At 72.9% G+C, this 15,333-nt stretch carries 9 protein-coding genes and 1 pseudogene; 7 read left to right on the top strand and 3 right to left on the bottom strand.

What is annotated here, in order from left to right; all coding sequences use genetic code 11:
- Window positions 1–86: 86 nt before the first annotated feature.
- The gene (gene gabT / locus AB0G56_RS38600) at window positions 87–1,421 is read right to left on the bottom strand and encodes a 4-aminobutyrate--2-oxoglutarate transaminase (RefSeq protein ID WP_360979862.1); all 1,335 of its coding nucleotides are present in this window, start codon (window positions 1,419–1,421) and stop codon (window positions 87–89) included.
- A 308-nt stretch (window positions 1,422–1,729) separates the two neighbouring features.
- Here gabT and AB0G56_RS38595 point away from each other — a divergent pair, with 308 nt between their 5' ends.
- From AB0G56_RS38595 to AB0G56_RS38585, 3 genes are all read left to right on the top strand, one after another.
- Complete coding sequence (locus AB0G56_RS38595) at window positions 1,730–4,213, top strand: ATP/GTP-binding protein (protein WP_360979859.1); 2,484 nt, start codon at window positions 1,730–1,732, stop codon at window positions 4,211–4,213.
- Between the two features lie 293 nt (window positions 4,214–4,506).
- Window positions 4,507–6,174, top strand: a complete 1,668-nt coding sequence (locus AB0G56_RS38590) for a PucR family transcriptional regulator (RefSeq protein WP_360979856.1) — start codon at window positions 4,507–4,509, stop codon at window positions 6,172–6,174.
- Between the two features lie 395 nt (window positions 6,175–6,569).
- Window positions 6,570–8,015 carry an aldehyde dehydrogenase family protein gene (locus AB0G56_RS38585; RefSeq protein WP_360979853.1) on the top strand — a complete coding sequence of 482 codons (1,446 nt, stop codon included), beginning with the start codon at window positions 6,570–6,572 and terminating at the stop codon, window positions 8,013–8,015.
- 348 nt (window positions 8,016–8,363) lie between these two features.
- On the opposite strand, the pseudogene AB0G56_RS38580 reads toward AB0G56_RS38585, so the two are convergent.
- Together AB0G56_RS38580 and AB0G56_RS38575 are read right to left on the bottom strand one after the other, a co-directional pair.
- Window positions 8,364–8,554, bottom strand: a pseudogene (locus AB0G56_RS38580) (hypothetical protein); the annotation flags it as partial.
- An 86-nt stretch (window positions 8,555–8,640) separates the two neighbouring features.
- Window positions 8,641–9,654, bottom strand: a complete 1,014-nt coding sequence (locus AB0G56_RS38575) for a LacI family DNA-binding transcriptional regulator (RefSeq protein ID WP_360979850.1) — start codon at window positions 9,652–9,654, stop codon at window positions 8,641–8,643.
- 418 nt (window positions 9,655–10,072) lie between these two features.
- Here AB0G56_RS38575 and AB0G56_RS38570 point away from each other — a divergent pair, with 418 nt between their 5' ends.
- The 4 genes from AB0G56_RS38570 to AB0G56_RS38555 all read left to right on the top strand — a co-directional run.
- Window positions 10,073–12,013: an acyl-CoA dehydrogenase family protein gene (locus AB0G56_RS38570; protein ID WP_360979847.1), complete on the top strand. Its 1,941-nt coding sequence runs from the start codon at window positions 10,073–10,075 to the stop codon at window positions 12,011–12,013.
- A gap of 221 nt (window positions 12,014–12,234) precedes the next feature.
- Entirely contained in the window at window positions 12,235–13,497 is a 1,263-nt protein-coding gene (dxr, locus tag AB0G56_RS38565) for a 1-deoxy-D-xylulose-5-phosphate reductoisomerase (protein WP_360979844.1), read from the top strand.
- Window positions 13,498–13,505: 8 nt separating this feature from the next.
- Window positions 13,506–14,798 carry a site-2 protease family protein gene (locus tag AB0G56_RS38560; protein ID WP_360979922.1) on the top strand — a complete coding sequence of 431 codons (1,293 nt, stop codon included), beginning with the start codon at window positions 13,506–13,508 and terminating at the stop codon, window positions 14,796–14,798.
- A 170-nt stretch (window positions 14,799–14,968) separates the two neighbouring features.
- Window positions 14,969–15,333, top strand: a 365-nt coding sequence (locus AB0G56_RS38555; protein ID WP_360979841.1) for a flavodoxin-dependent (E)-4-hydroxy-3-methylbut-2-enyl-diphosphate synthase, incomplete at its 3' end; no start/stop codon positions are given.

Genomic DNA, 15,333 nt, shown 5'->3' with positions numbered 1-15,333 from the left:
CAGGGCGATCGACGACCCGACATCCACCCCGCACACCTTCTTCACACGGTCTGCCGCCCCCCGCGCCACCCGTGCGGACGTGCCGCTCAGATGCGCGCGAACGCCTGCTCGATGATGTCGAGGCCCTCGTTCAGGAGGTCCCCGCCGATCACCAGCGGGGGCAGGAAGCGGAGGACGTTGCCGTAGGTGCCACAGGTCAGGACCAGCAGGCCCTCGGCGTGGCAGGCCTTGGCGAGCGCCGCGGTCGCCTCCGGGTTCGGCTCCTTGGTCGCGCGGTCCTTGACCAGCTCGATCGCGATCATCGCGCCGCGCCCGCGGACGTCGCCGATGATGTCGAACTTCTCGGCCATGGCGGACAGGCGGGACTTCATGACCGCCTCGATGTCCTTCGCCCTGGCGTTGAGGTCCAGCTCCTTCATCGTCTCGATCGCGCCGATGGCACCCGCGCAGGCGACCGGGTTGCCGCCGTAGGTGCCGCCCAGGCCGCCCGCGTGCGCGGCGTCCATGATCTCGGCGCGGCCGGTGACGGCGGCCAGCGGCAGACCGCCGGCGATGCCCTTGGCGGTGGTGATCAGGTCCGGGACGATGCCCTCGTCCTCGCACGCGAACCACTGGCCGGTGCGGCAGAAGCCGGACTGGATCTCGTCGGCGACGAAGACGATGCCGTTGTCGGCGGCGAACTGGCGGATCGCCGGCAGGAAGCCCTTGGCCGGCTCGATGAACCCGCCCTCACCGAGCACCGGCTCGATGATGATCGCGGCCACGTTGTCCGCGCCGACCTGCTTGGTGATCTGGTCGATGGCCTGCTTGGCGGCCTCCGGACCCGCGTTCTCGGGACCGGTCGGCCAGCGGTAGCCGTAGGCGACCGGGACGCGGTACACCTCGGGGGCGAACGGACCGAAACCGTGCTTGTACGGCATGTTCTTCGCCGTCAGCGCCATGGTGAGGTTCGTACGGCCGTGGTAGCCGTGGTCGAAGACGACGACGGCCTGCCGCTTGGTGTACGCGCGGGCGATCTTCACCGCGTTCTCGACGGCCTCGGCGCCGCTGTTGAAGAGCGCCGACTTCTTCGCGTGGTCACCCGGGGTCAGCTCGGCCAGCGCCTCGGCGACGGCCACGTAGCCCTCGTAGGGGGTGACCATGAAACAGGTGTGGGTGAAGTCGGCGAGCTGCGCGGAGGCGCGGCGTACGACGGCCTCGGCGGACGCGCCCACGCTGGTCACGGCGATGCCGGAACCGAAGTCGATGATGCGGTTGCCGTCGACGTCCTCGATGATGCCGCCGCCGGCGCGCGTGACGAAGACCGGCAGCGTGGAGCCCACGCCCTGCGCGACCACGGCCGTACGGCGGGCCTGCAGCTCCTGCGACTTCGGGCCGGGAATGGCGGTGACGACGCGGCGCTCCTGCTCAAGTGCGGTCATGGGGGCTCCCTGAAGAGATCTTGCGTTGGGGGGCTTGGTCGAGGACGGCGTTTTCTGGACGCTTTTCCTCCTTTTCTCGCAGGTTAGGGCGGCAGAAGGAGGGTGGGCATGCTCCATGTGGGCGTTGTCGGCGGTCGCGGTTGTCCGTGGTGGATATAGAAGGGGTGCGGGGACGAGCGTGCCGGGTGGCGGTGCCGTGGCGTGCGGCTTGCCGCACGGTCGGTGAACTCCCTTGGCGCGGGCGCTAGATTGACTCGCTGACGGTGGACGGAACCGTGGACGGAACGGCAGCTCAGGGGGCAGGGGAGATGGACGACGGGACGCAGGACGCCCGGGGCACGCATCCGGAACACGCGTACCCGGTGCCTCGCCCGGCGGCGCCGCGGGACACCCCCGCCATGCCGCCCCGGCCCACACGCCCACCGGGCACACCGGCGCCGTACGAATCACCACTGCCACCACTGCCCTCTCAGCTGCCCCCTCAGCACCCCCGGCGGGCCGCCGTCGCCGACTGGCTCGACATGTCCCGCCCGGCTGCCGCACCGGGTATCTGGCGCCTCGGCCACCGGCCGCCCAAGGGCGGTGACGACACCCCCGGCCGGCTGCCCTCCATCACCGTCGTCGGACTGCTGATCCCGCTGGTCGTCGCCCTGCTGGTGTGGTCGCTGTGGCGGCAGGGCGCCCTGCCCTACGAGTCGGCCCCCCTGAAACTGTTCACGCCGGACGACTGGTGGTGGGGCGGGACCGTCTCGCCGAAGGGGTGGCAGGGGCGGGAGGCCCGGGTCGTCTACGACGGCGTCTTCTTCGCCGTGCTCGTCTACGCGGTCGGACGGCTGGGCAGCTGGCCCGAGGTCGCAAGGCACTTCGTGGGCCTCCGCCCGCAGCCCTCCCGGGCCCTGTTCGCCGCCGTCGGGGCGCTCGGCGCCCTCAGCCTCGTCTTCCCGGAGGCATTTCCGCTGGTCGGCTGGGACGCGGTACCGGTCGTCGCACCGCTGTTCTCCCTGGTGGCCCTGGTCTCGGGCGGCTACGGCCTGTTCGCCTCGCAGCTGTTCACCGACAGCCTGTACGCCCTGGTCACCCTCCTGGTCCTCTGGCCCTTCGCCCGGCTCGGCGGCTGGTGGGCGTACGTCCGGGAGCTGGTCGCCCGGCGCCGGGCCGCCGCCGATCCCGCCGCGCCGCCGCCGGCCGACGTACCCCGTTCCCAGTGGCCCGAGCTGCGGCGCGCCGGGCACCACCAGGCGGCCGACGTGCTCACCGCCGAGGTGGCCGCCGGGCGGATGAACGACGTCGACTGCGCCCGCGTCGAGCGGGCCTGGGGCGCGGCGCGGCGCGAGGCGCGGCCCGCCGTCTTCGCCGACACCGTGCTGCGCCAGGGCGGCGCCGCCTGGACCCACCCGTCCGGCGCGCGCGACCTGCCCGCCCGCGCCGCCCGGCACGACCTGCTGGAAGGCCAGGTACGGCTCGGGCGCTGGGTGGCGGGGGAGCGGGCACCGCGTGCCTACCACGACGCCGGCGCCGCCCTCGGACCGGAGCAGCTCGGCACCTCGCTGCTGCTCGTGGGGCCGCCCGGCTCCGGCAAGACCCGGCACGTGGTCGGGCCGGTCACCGAGGCGCTCACCCTCCAGGCGCTGACCGGCCGTTGCGCGGTCGTCGCCGTCTGCGCAGCCGGTACGCCGCTCGGCCCCGACGGCGCGTACGACGTCGTCGTGCGGATCGGCGATCCCGCCTCCGCCCACGACCTCGACCCGTACGCCGAGTCCCTCGACCCCGACGAGGCCGCCGCCTTCCTGGCCGAGGCGCTGGTCGGGGACCTCGACACCGTGGGCACCCAGAGCGCCGCCACCGCCCTCTCCCAGCTGCTCGGCCCCTACCGGGCGGTGCACGGCCGCTTCCCGACGCTGCCGGTGCTGCGTGAACTGCTGGAGGGCGACCCCGGGGCCCTCGCGGCCCTGCGGGCGGGGCTCGCCGCGGGCGAGCCCGCTCCCGAGGACGCCGGCGGGCGCTCCGACGCGCACGCCGTGATGCGCCGTGAGCTGGACGCCCGGATGCGGCAGGCCGGCAGCGCGGCGGACGCCGGCCCGGTCCTGGCCGACCGGCTCGCCCTGCTCGACCGGCCGGTCTTCGCCGAGTTCTTCGGCAGCAGCACCACCGGCAGCCGCCCGTTCTCGCTGCGCGCCGTCGCCCACCATCCGCTGCGGGTCCGCATCGACCTGCCCGAGCGCGGACACGAGGAGGCGTCCCGGATCGTCACCCGGCTGGTCCTGGCCCAGTTCCACAGCGTCGTACGGGAGGCCCGGCGCCCGCACTTCGCCTGCCTGGTCCTCGACGACGCCACCGGCAGCGTCACGGCCGAGTCGGTGCGCCGCATCCAGCGGCTGCGCGCGCAGAACGCCGGCGTCGTCCTCGCGCTGCGCTCGGTCGCGGACGTGCCCGAGGCCCTGCACGGGCCGCTGCTGGGGGCCGTGGGCTGCCGTATGGCGCTGTCCGGGGTGACCACCTGGGACGGCAGCCGGTTCGCGCACGCCTGGGGCACCGAGTGGGTGGAGACGAAGGAGGTCGCCAAGCACACCGTCTTCGCCGACCAGCCGATGACCCGGGCGATCCACGCGCTGCGCAAGCTGGTCACCGGCAAGGCGGTGACCACCGACGCCGTCACCACCAAGCAGGTCGAGCGGGAGCGCTGGTCCGCCTCGCAACTGGCCCACGAGGTTCCGCCGGGGCATGCGGTGCTGTCGCTGACGAGCGTGGCGGGCGAGCACGCGCCCCCGCTCCTGGTGGACCTGCGCGGCTGAATCCCTCGTCGGCTCCGCCCCAGGCCCCCGCCACCGGCGCCCACCGACTCCCTCACCGACCGTGCGACCGGGCGGCCCCGGACGGCCCTGGGAGGCCCCGGACGGGCATCCGGTTCGCACCGACCGTACAGTGAGGCAGAATCGACACAGGCCGTTCATACGCGACGGCCAAAACTCCGCAACGATCACCAGATCAACCAGATCAACCTGATCACCAGATCAACCTGATCACCAGATCAACCGGATCGACCAGATCACCACATCGCCAAGACCTCCGCAGACCTGAAGGTCCCATGCCCCCGACGCTCGCCTCACTCGTCCACCACTCCGCGCTCAAACTGACCGTGCGCGCGGGCGGGGACCGCCTGGACGTGCCCGTCCGCTGGGCGCACGTCAGCGAGCTGGCCGACCCCGTGCCGTACATGGAGGGCGGCGAGCTGCTGCTGATCACCGCGCTCAAGCTGGACGCGGAGGATCCCGAGGCCATGCGCCGCTACGTCAAGCGGCTGGCCGGGGCCGGAGTGGTCGGGCTCGGCTTCGCCATCGGGGTGAACTACGAGGAGATCCCCGAGGCGCTCGTCGCCGCCGCCGAGGAGGAAGGCCTGCCGCTGCTCGAGGTCCCGCGGCGCACCCCCTTCCTCGCGATCAGCAAGGCGGTCTCGGCCGCCATCGCCGCCGACCAGTACCGCGCGGTCACGGCAGGCTTCGCCGCCCAGCGCGAACTGACCAGGCAGGCGCTGAACGCCGGACCCGAGGGACTGCTCACCGCACTCGCCGCCCAGGTGGACGGCTGGGCGGCGCTCTACGACGCCTCCGGCGCCGTCGTCGCCACCGCGCCCGAGTGGGCCACCCGCAGGGCCGCCCGGCTCACCGCGGACGTCGAACGGCTGCGGGACCGGCCCGCGCCCGCCTCCGCCGTCGTCGGCGGACCGGAGACCGAGGACCGCGTCGAACTGCACTCGATCGGCACCGGTCGCCGCCCGCGAGCCGCCCTCGCGGTGGGCACCGCCGCCACCCTCGGCACCGCCGAGCGGTACGCCGTCCACTCCGCCGTCGCCCTGCTGACCCTCACCACGGAGCGCTCCCGCTCCCTGCACGCCGCCGAGCAGCGGATCGGCGCGGCGGTGCTGCGCATGCTGCTCGCCGGCCAGCCCGACCACGCGCGGGCCGTAGCCGGGGACCTGTACGGCAGCCTGCTGGACGCGCCGTTCCGGATGATCGTCGCCGAGTCGGCCTCGGCGTCCGCGGCGCGCGCGCACGCCGACGCACACGCGCGCGTGCAGTCCGCCAAGCCCGCCCCGGCCACCCCGGCGGCCGCCGTCGGCACCGGAGGCGACCCGCTCGCGGGCCTCGCCGAGGTCGTGGAGGCCGCCGCCGCGCGCTCCGGCGAGGCGGTGCTCGTCGTGCCCGACGGGGAGCGGCTGGTGGTGCTGGCCGGGGACGGCAGCGCCGCGGTCACCGCCTGCGGGGAGTACGCCGGTGCTTCGGAGGCCGCGCGGGCCGCCGCCGTGTCCGAGCAGAAGGCCGGTGACGAGGCCGAACTGGTCGTGGGCCTGTCCGCCCCGGCCGGGCCGATCGCCGCGGCGGCCGCCTTCAAGCAGGCCGAACAGGCGCTGTCCGTGGCGCGGCGGCGCGGGCGGGTGCTGGTCGAGCACGAGCAACTGGCGTCGGGTTCCGTGCTGCCGCTGCTGGCGGACGACGCGGTGCGGGCGTTTGCGGACGGGCTGCTGCGGGCCCTGTACGAGCACGACGCGACCGGCCGCGGGGACCTGGTGGCCAGCCTGCGGGCCTGGCTCTCCCGGCACGGCCAGTGGGACGCGGCGGCAGCCGACCTCGGCGTGCACCGCCACACCCTGCGCTACCGGATGCGCCGAGTGGAGGAGATCCTCGGCCGCTCCCTGGACGACCCGGACGTACGCATGGAGCTGTGGCTGGCCCTGAAGGCCACGACAACGGAATAGCCCACCGCCCCGAACCCGGACCGGCTTTGTGGCCCCGCACAGCCGGCCGCCGTCCCGAATCCGGACCGGCTTTGTGGCCCCGCACAGCCGGCCGCCGTCCCGAATCCGGACCGGCTTTGTGGCCCCGCACAGCCGGCCGCCGTCCCGAACCCGGACCGGCCTCGTGGCCCCGCACAGCCGGCCGTCGCCCGAACCTGGACCGGCCCAACCAGCCACCGCCCCCGACGCCCCGGACCCGAACGGGCCCCGCGCAACCACCCGCCGCCCCCTCTGCCAAACCGGCGCACCCCCCGCCCCCACTGCTCCACCCCGGACAAGCGTCCGCGGGGCGTCTCCGTCCTACCGTTGTCGACGCAAGCACTCACCTCCAACGCGGAAGGGCCGGGACTCGTCCAATGACATCCACCACCGCCTTCTGGCTCGCCGGCCGCCAGGCCACCGGCGAGGACACCTTCGACGTCACCTCCCCGTGGGACGGCCGGACGGTCGGCAAGGTCAGCCTGCCGACGGACGCCCAGGTCGAGGAGGCCGTGGCCGCCGCGCACGCCGTGCTGGACGAGTTCGCCGCCACCCCGGCCCACGTACGTGCCGCCGCCCTGGACCAGGTCGGCAAGCGGCTGGTCGAGCGCGGTGAGGAGATCGCCCAGCTGATCTCCGCCGAGAACGGCAAGCCGATCAAGTGGGCGCGCGGCGAGGTCGGTCGCGCCGTGTCGGTGTTCCGGTTCGCCGCGGAGGAGGCCCGCCGGTTCAACGGCGGCGAGGCCCAGCGTCTGGACACGGACGGCGGCGGCCAGGGCCGGCTCGCCCTCACCCGCCGCTTCCCCAAGGGCGTCGTCCTCGGCATCGCGCCGTTCAACTTCCCGCTGAACCTGTGCGCGCACAAGGTCGCCCCGGCCATCGCCGCAGGCGTCCCGATCATCCTCAAGCCGGCCCCGGCCACCCCGCTGTCGGGCCTGATCCTCGGGGAGCTGCTGGCCGAGACGGAGCTGCCCGCCGGTTCCTGGTCCGTCCTGCCCGTCTCCAACGACCGTATGCCCGCCCTGGTCCAGGACGAGCGGCTGCCGGTCATCTCCTTCACGGGGTCCGAGAAGGTCGGCTACGCGATCATGGACTCGGTGCCGCGCAAGCACTGCACCCTGGAGCTGGGCGGCAACGGCGCGGCCGTCGTCCTCGGCGACTGGGCGAGCGACGAGGACCTGGACCGGGCGGCGACCCGCATCGCCACCTTCTCCAACTACCAGGGCGGCCAGTCCTGCATCTCCGTGCAGCGCGTGATCGCCGACGCCTCGGTGTACGACCGGCTGCTGCCCCGCATCGTCTCCGCCGTCGAGGCCCAGGCCACGGGTGACCCGTCCGACCCGAAGACGGACGTCGGCCCGCTGGTCAGCGAGGACGCCGCCCTCCGCGTCGAGTCCTGGGTGCGCGAGGCCGCCGACGCCGGCGCCACCGTGCTCACCGGCGGCAAGCGCGACGGCGCCTCCTACGCGCCGACCGTCCTCGCCGACGTACCGGCCGATGTCACGATCGCCTCCGAGGAGGTCTTCGGGCCGGTCCTGACCGTGCAGAAGGTGAACGGCGAGGCCGAGGCCTTCGCCGCGGTCAACGACTCCAAGTACGGTCTTCAGGCAGGCGTGTTCACCCACGACCTCCAGGCCGCCTTCCGCGCCCACCGCGCCCTGGAGGTCGGCGGCGTGGTCGTCGGCGACGTGCCGTCCTACCGCGCCGACCAGATGCCCTACGGCGGCGTCAAGCAGTCCGGCGTCGGCCGTGAGGGCGTGCGGTTCGCGATGGACGACTACACCTACGAGCGCGTCCTCGTACTGACCGGTCTGGCCCTGTAGGCCGGACGGTCGATCACCGACGACGGCCGGAGCCCGACTGTGCGGGGGCTCCGGCCGTCCGTCCATCCTCTGCCCGCCCATTCCGCCTGTTCGGCCCGTCTCTCCCTCGGCCTGACCGTCCATGACCGCGTGGCGGCGCCGGGCCCGCCCCGCCCGCCGGCTCGGCGGTCGCCTCCCGGACCCCCTCACCGAAGTCGCAGGCGCGGTGGAGCAGTTCGGCGGTGCGGCCCGGGGCCGGGGTGACCGCGTCGCCCGACAGCTTCGTACGGTCGACGATCTCGGCGTCAGACTGTTCGTCGAAGCCGGCGGCGCCCAGGGCGCCCTGCCGGTTCACCCGGTTCGCCCGGTTCACCCGGCGATCGGCAGTCGCGCCCCGTCCCGGAGGGACAGCGGGATGCGGTCCAGCGGCGCCTCGACCGGCACGCTCCCGCCGCCCTCGCGCGTCCGCCCGGTTCACGCGTCCGCCCAGCGGGCTCCAGCGGGGAGACGGACCGTCGCTCGGGCGCGCCCGCGGTCAGCACCGGCGCCACCAGCAGGTCCAGCAGGGCGCCGGGGAGCCCGTCGAGGGCCGGACCGCCGAGCCGGGCGCGCACCCGGACCGCGTCGGCCCCCACGGCTCGACGCCTCAGGGCGCCGTCGGCACGGGACCCGAACTCGCGCGCACGGTCAGCTGCGGGGCGATGAGGACCACCTCGTCGCCGTCGCGCCCGTCCAGCTTGGCCACCAGGCGCTCGACGGCGCACCGGCCCATCTCCTGGGCGGGGACGGCCACCGAGGTGAGCCGCACCGAGGCCTGGACGGCGACCTGGTCGGGGCAGATCGCGGCCACCGACACGTCCTCGGGGACGGCCCGGCCCTGCCGGCGCAGCAGGGCGAGCAGCGGCTCGACCGCGGACTCGTTCTGCACGACGAACCCCGTGGTGCCCGGCCGCTCGTCGAAGATCCGGGCCAGGGTCGCGGCCATCGCGTCGTAACCGCCCTCGCAGGGGCGGTGCAGCACCTTCAGGCCCAGTTCGCGGGCCCGGGAGCGCAGTCCGTCCAGGGTCCGTTCGGCGAAGCCGGTGTGCCGCTCGTAGACGGCGGGTGCCTCGCCGATGACAGCGATGTCGCGGTGGCCCAGCTTCGCCAGGTGCTCCACGCACAGCGCGCCGGTCGCGCCCCAGTCCAGGTCGACGCAGGTCAGACCGGCGGCGTCGGCGGGCAGACCGATGAGCACGCAGGGCTGGTCGGTGCCGCGCAGCAGGGGCAGCCGCTCGTCCTCCAGTTCGACGTCCATGAGGATCATCGCGTCGGCCAGCCCGCTGCCCGTGACCCGGCGCACGGCGTCGGGACCCTCCTCGCCGGTGAGCAGCAGCACGTCGTACCCGTGGGCGCGGGCGGTGGTCGCCACCGCGATGGCGATCTCCATCATCACCGGCACGTACATGTCCGTGCGCAGCGGGATCATCAGGGCGATGACGTTCGACCTGCTGCTGGCCAGGGCGCGGGCGCCCGCGTTCGGGTGGTACCCCAGTTCGCGGACGCTGTGCTCGACCCGCTCCCGGGTGCCCGCGGAGATGGACCGCTTGCCGCTGAGGACATAGCTCACCGTGCTCGCCGAGACTCCGGCGTGCTGCGCGACCTCGGCGAGGGTGACCATCCAGCTCTCCAAGCTTTGTGAAGCGCTTCGACAGTGCGCCTGACCGACAGGGGTGTGTAGGGGTGTGTATGAGGCCCGTTCGACAGTAGCCCCAGCGAGAATGGGTGTCCATAGTGCCCATAGGTTGTCGAAGCGCTTCGACAGCTTCCCGACCGATCATGGCAGACCGGTCCCGCCGTGTCCGGACGGTCCCTCCGCGCCCGCCCCGGCGCCCGCCCGGCCACCGCCGTCCCTCCACCGCATGACACCACACCGGCACGCCCGCGGTCCCACCGCCCGCCCGCGCCCGGACCACCGCCGCGCGAGGGGTGGTGACATCGTCCGGTATCGGGTACATACGAACCAGTAGCACCGGTCGGTAACGAAAGCACCCAAGACCCCTATTCGCGGGGCCCGTCCTCGCGGCGAGGTGAGCCACATGTCCGCACCAGCGACCAGCAAACCCACCGTCACCGAGCGCGAGGCCCGGCAGGTGGCGGAGGCCGCCCGGGAGCAGCACTGGCGCAAGCCCAGCTTCGCCAAGGAACTGTTCCTCGGCCGTTTCCGGCTCGACCTCATCCACCCGCACCCGCTCCCGGCCGACGAGGACGTGCGGCGCGGCGAGGAGTTCCTGGCCCGGCTGCGCGCCTTCTGCGAGACGGAGGTCGACTCCGCCCGCATCGAACGCGACGCCCGGATCCCGGACGAGGTCGTCACCGGACTCAAGGAACTGGGCGCCCTCGGCATGAAGATCGACACCAAGTACGGCGGCCTCGGCCTGACCCAGGTGTACTACAACAAGGCGCTCGCCCTGGCCGGCTCCGCCAGCCCCGCGATCGGCGCGCTGCTCTCCGCCCATCAGTCGATCGGCGTACCGCAGCCGCTGAAACTCTTCGGCACCCAGGAGCAGAAGGACACGTTCCTGCCCCGGTGCGCCCGCACCGACATCTCCGCCTTCCTGCTCACCGAGCCGGACGTCGGCTCCGACCCGGCCCGCCTGGCGACCACGGCCGTGCCGGAAGGGGACGACTACGTCCTGGACGGCGTGAAACTGTGGACCACCAACGGCGTGGTGGCCGACCTGCTCGTCGTCATGGCGCGCGTACCGAAGTCCGAGGGGCACCGGGGCGGCATCACCGCCTTCGTCGTCGAGGCAGCCGCCGAGGGCGTAACGGTGGAGCACCGCAACGCCTTCATGGGCCTGCGCGGCATCGAGAACGGCGTCACCCGCTTCCACCGGGTCCGCGTCCCGGCCGCCCACCGCATCGGCGAGGAGGGCCAGGGCCTGAAGATCGCCCTGACCACCCTCAACACCGGACGCCTCTCCCTGCCGGCCATGTGTGCGGGCGCCGGCAAGTGGTGTCTGAAGATCGCCCGCGAGTGGTCCGCGGTGCGCGAGCAGTGGGGCAAGCCGGTCGCGCTGCACGAGGCGGTGGGCTCCAAGATCTCCTTCATCGCCGCCACCACCTTCGCGCTGGAGGCCGTCCTCGAACTGTCCGCCCAGATGGCCGACGAGAACCGCAACGACATCCGCATCGAGGCCGCCCTCGCCAAGCTCTACGGCTCCGAGATGGCCTGGAAGATGGCCGACGAGCTGGTCCAGATCCGCGGCGGGCGGGGTTTCGAGACCGCCGCCTCCCTCGCCGCCCGCGGCGAACGCGCCGTCCCCGCCGAGCAGATGCTGCGCGACCTGCGCATCAACCGCATCTTCGAGGGCTCGACCGAGATCATGCACCTGCTGATCGCGCGCGAGGCCGTCGACGCCCACCTCTCCGTCGCCGGCGACCTGATCGACCCCGACAAGTCCCTGCCCGACAAGGCGAGGGCGGGCGCGAACGCGGGCGTCTTCTACGCCAAGTGGCTGCCGAAACTGGTCGCCGGCCCCGGGCAACTCCCGCGCTCGTACGCCGAGTTCCACCCCCGCGGCCACGCCGACCTCTCCGGGCACCTGCGCTACGTCGAACGCCACGCCCGCAAACTCGCCCGCTCCACCTTCTACGCCATGTCCCGCTGGCAGGGCCGCATGGAGACCAAGCAGGGCTTCCTCGGTCGCGTCGTCGACATCGGCGCCGAACTGTTCGCGATGAGCGCGGCCTGTGTGCGCGCCGAACTCCTGCGCAGCCGCGGCGAGAGGGGCCAGGAGGCCTACCAGCTCGCCGACGCCTTCTGCCGCCAGTCCCGCATCCGCGTCGGCGAACTCTTCGACCGCCTGTGGAACAACACCGACGACCTGGACCGCAAGGTCGTCAAGGGCGTCCTCGGCGGCGCCTACGAGTGGCTGGAACAGGGCATCGTCGATCCCTCGGACGACGGACCGTGGATCGCCGAGCCGGAACCGGGCCCCAGCGGCCGGGAGAACGTGCACCGGCCGATCCGGTAGACGCCCGCGCCCCACACCCGGCGGTACGCCCCATCGGTCCCCAAGCGGTACGCCCCACCCGCCCCCGGCGGCACGCCCCGCGCGTGCCGCCGGAGCGCACGCCGGGGGCGTGCCGCCGGAGCGCGCACGACCGCAGCGCCCTCCCCGTGCTCCGGCGCGCCCCGGACCCGCCCGAAGGACGCGCTGTCCTGAGACGGAGACGTTGCGGCCACAATGGGGGGATGAGCGACAGTCCAGCCCCTCTCGCCGATCCGCATCTCGTCTTCGACCCCGTCACCGGGGACGGCCCCAAGGACGTCGTCGTCCTCGGGTCCACCGGGTCCGTCGGCACCCAGGCCATCGACCTCGTGCTGCGCCACCCGGACCGTTTCCGGGTCACCGCTCTGTCCGCCAACGGCGGCCGGGTGGGTCTCCTCGCCGAGCAGGCGTTCCGGCTGCGGGTGCGGACCGTGGCCGTGGCCCGCGAGGACGTCGTACCGGCCCTGCGCGAGGCGCTGGCCGCGCAGTACGGGAGCGCCGGGCCGCTCCCCGAGATCCTGGCCGGCCCGGAGGCGGCCACGCACCTCGCCGCCTCCGACTGCCACACCGTCCTCAACGGCATCACCGGTTCCATCGGCCTCGCCCCGACCCTCGCCGCCCTGGAGGCGGGCCGCACCCTCGCGCTCGCCAACAAGGAGTCGCTCATCGTCGGCGGCCCGCTGGTCAAGGCGGTCGCCGAGCCGGGGCAGATCATCCCCGTGGACTCCGAGCACGCCGCGCTCTTCCAGGCCCTGGCCGCCGGGACCAGGGCGGATGTGCGCAAGCTCGTCGTGACCGCGTCCGGCGGCCCCTTCCGCGGCCGTGGCAAGGACGACCTAGCGGACGTCACCGTCGAGGACGCCCTCGCCCACCCCACCTGGGCGATGGGCCCGGTGATCACGGTGAACTCCGCCACCCTCGTCAACAAGGGCCTGGAGGTCATCGAGGCCCACCTGCTGTACGACATCCCCTTCGAGCGCATCGAGGTCGTCGTCCACCCGCAGTCGTACGTCCACTCGATGGTCGAGTTCACCGACGGGTCCACACTCGCCCAGGCGACGCCCCCCGACATGAGCGGGCCCATCGCCATCGGCCTCGGCTGGCCCGAACGGGTGCCCGACGCCGCCCCCGCCTTCGACTGGAGCAAGGCCTCCACCTGGGAGTTCTTCCCTCTCGACACCGAGGCCTTCCCCTCCGTCGGACTCGCCCGGCACGTCGGCCGGCTCGCGGGCACCGCCCCGGCCGTGTTCAATGCGGCCAACGAGGAGTGCGTCGACGCGTTCCTGCGCGGCGCACTGCCCTTCAACGGGATCATGGAGACCGTGACACAGGTGGTCGAGGAGCACGGCACACCCCGCACGGGAACTACGCTGACCCTGCCGGACGTCCTCGAAGCGGAGACCTGGGCCCGCTCCCGCGCCCGGGAACTGACAGCGCAGACGGCGACCGCGGAGGCGCGTGCATGACGTCCCTGATGATGATCCTCGGCATAGTCGTCTTCGTGATCGGCCTGCTGGTCTCCATCGCGTGGCACGAGCTGGGGCATCTGTCCACGGCCAAGCTCTTCGGCATCCGCGTGCCGCAGTACATGGTCGGCTTCGGCCCGACGATCTTCTCGCGCAAGAAGGGCGAGACGGAGTACGGCATCAAGGCCATCCCGTTCGGCGGCTACATCCGCATGATCGGCATGTTCCCGCCGGGTGACGACGGCCGGATCACCGCCCGCTCCACCTCACCCTGGCGGGGCATGATCGAGGACGCCCGCTCGGCCGCGTACGAGGAGCTGGAGCCCGGCGACGAGAAGCGCATGTTCTACACGCGCGCCCCGTGGAAGCGGGTCATCGTCATGTTCGCCGGCCCCTTCATGAACCTCGTCCTCGCGGTCGCCCTGTTCCTCATCGTGCTGATGGGCTTCGGCATCTCCCAGCAGACCACCTCCGTCAGCTCCGTCTCGCAGTGCGTCATCGCGCAGAGCGAGAACCGCGACACGTGCACCAAGAAGGACGCCCCCTCGCCGGCCGCCGCCGCGGGCCTGCGGGCCGGCGACAAGATCGTCTCCTTCGACGGGGTGCGGACCACCGACTGGGACCGCCTGTCCGACCTCATCCGGGCCAACCCTGGCAAGCAGGTGCCGATCGTCGTCGACCGGGGCGGCAAGGACGTCACCCTGCACGCGAAGATCGCCACGAACCAGGTCGCCGAGAAGGACTCGCACGGCCAGATCGTCCAGGGCAAGTACGTCAACGCCGGGTTCCTCGGCTTCAGCGCCGCCACCGGCATCGTCCGCCAGGACTTCGGCCAGTCCGTGACGTGGATGGGCGACCGGCTCGGCGAGGCGGTCGACTCCATCGCGAGCCTGCCCGGCAAGATCCCCGCTCTGTGGGACGCGGCCTTCGACGGCGCCCCCCGCCAGCCCGACTCCCCGATGGGCGTGGTCGGCGCGGCCCGCGTCGGCGGCGACATCTTCACCCTGGACATCCCGCCCACCCAGCAGCTGGCCATGGCCATGATGCTGGTCGCCGGCTTCAACCTCTCCCTGTTCCTCTTCAACATGCTGCCGCTGCTGCCCCTGGACGGCGGCCACATCGCCGGCGCCCTGTGGGAGTCCCTGCGCCGCCACCTGGCCAAGGTGCTGCGCCGCCCGGACCCCGGACCCTTCGACGTGGCGAAGCTCATGCCGGTGGCCTACGTGGTGGCCAGCGTCTTCATCTGCTTCACGATCCTCGTCCTCATCGCGGACGTCGTTAACCCCGTCAAAATCACCTAGCCACCCACTGTTCGAGGCGGCCGGGCAGGTGTCCTGTCCGGCCGCCTCCCATTGAGTGGGTTTGCCGGGTGGGATGTGCCGATGATCGGGGCGGTGCCGTAATCTCGAAGCCTGGAGCCCGCCGCAGAACGGGGCCGGACCTTGATTCACGACTTGGGGTTGCACAGCAGATGACTGCGATTTCTCTCGGCATGCCGTCCGTTCCGACCAAGCTCGCCGAGCGCCGCAGGAGCCGGCAGATCCAGGTCGGATCCGTGGCGGTCGGCGGGGACGCGCCGGTGTCGGTGCAGTCGATGACGACGACCCGTACGTCGGACATCGGTGCCACGTTGCAGCAGATCGCGGAGTTGACGGCGTCGGGTTGCCAGATCGTGCGGGTGGCGTGTCCGACGCAGGACGACGCGGACGCGTTGGCGACGATCGCGCGGAAGTCGCAGATCCCGGTGATCGCGGACATCCATTTCCAGCCGAAGTACGTGTTCGCCGCGATCGAGGCGGGTTGTGCGGCGGTGCGGGTGAATCCGGGGAACATCAA

Source organism: Streptomyces sp. NPDC021356 (genome assembly GCF_040641015.1).
GTDB lineage: Bacteria > Actinomycetota > Actinomycetes > Streptomycetales > Streptomycetaceae > Streptomyces.
The sequence above is the reverse complement of the archived record's forward strand: the minus strand, read 5'-3'. Positions and strand labels throughout refer to the sequence as shown.

What these genes read in the sequence shown, in the direction of transcription:
- AB0G56_RS38585 (WP_360979853.1), top strand. Translation starts at nt 6,570, where the DNA reads ATGACATCCACCACCGCCTTCTGGCTCGCCGGCCGCCAGGCCACCGGC.
- dxr (WP_360979844.1), top strand. Translation starts at nt 12,235, where the DNA reads ATGAGCGACAGTCCAGCCCCTCTCGCCGATCCGCATCTCGTCTTCGAC.
- gabT (WP_360979862.1), bottom strand. Translation starts at nt 1,421, where the DNA reads ATGACCGCACTTGAGCAGGAGCGCCGCGTCGTCACCGCCATTCCCGGC.
- AB0G56_RS38575 (WP_360979850.1), bottom strand. Translation starts at nt 9,654, where the DNA reads ATGGTCACCCTCGCCGAGGTCGCGCAGCACGCCGGAGTCTCGGCGAGC.
- AB0G56_RS38560 (WP_360979922.1), top strand. Translation starts at nt 13,506, where the DNA reads ATGATGATCCTCGGCATAGTCGTCTTCGTGATCGGCCTGCTGGTCTCC.
- AB0G56_RS38570 (WP_360979847.1), top strand. Translation starts at nt 10,073, where the DNA reads ATGTCCGCACCAGCGACCAGCAAACCCACCGTCACCGAGCGCGAGGCC.
- AB0G56_RS38595 (WP_360979859.1), top strand. Translation starts at nt 1,730, where the DNA reads ATGGACGACGGGACGCAGGACGCCCGGGGCACGCATCCGGAACACGCG.
- AB0G56_RS38590 (WP_360979856.1), top strand. Translation starts at nt 4,507, where the DNA reads ATGCCCCCGACGCTCGCCTCACTCGTCCACCACTCCGCGCTCAAACTG.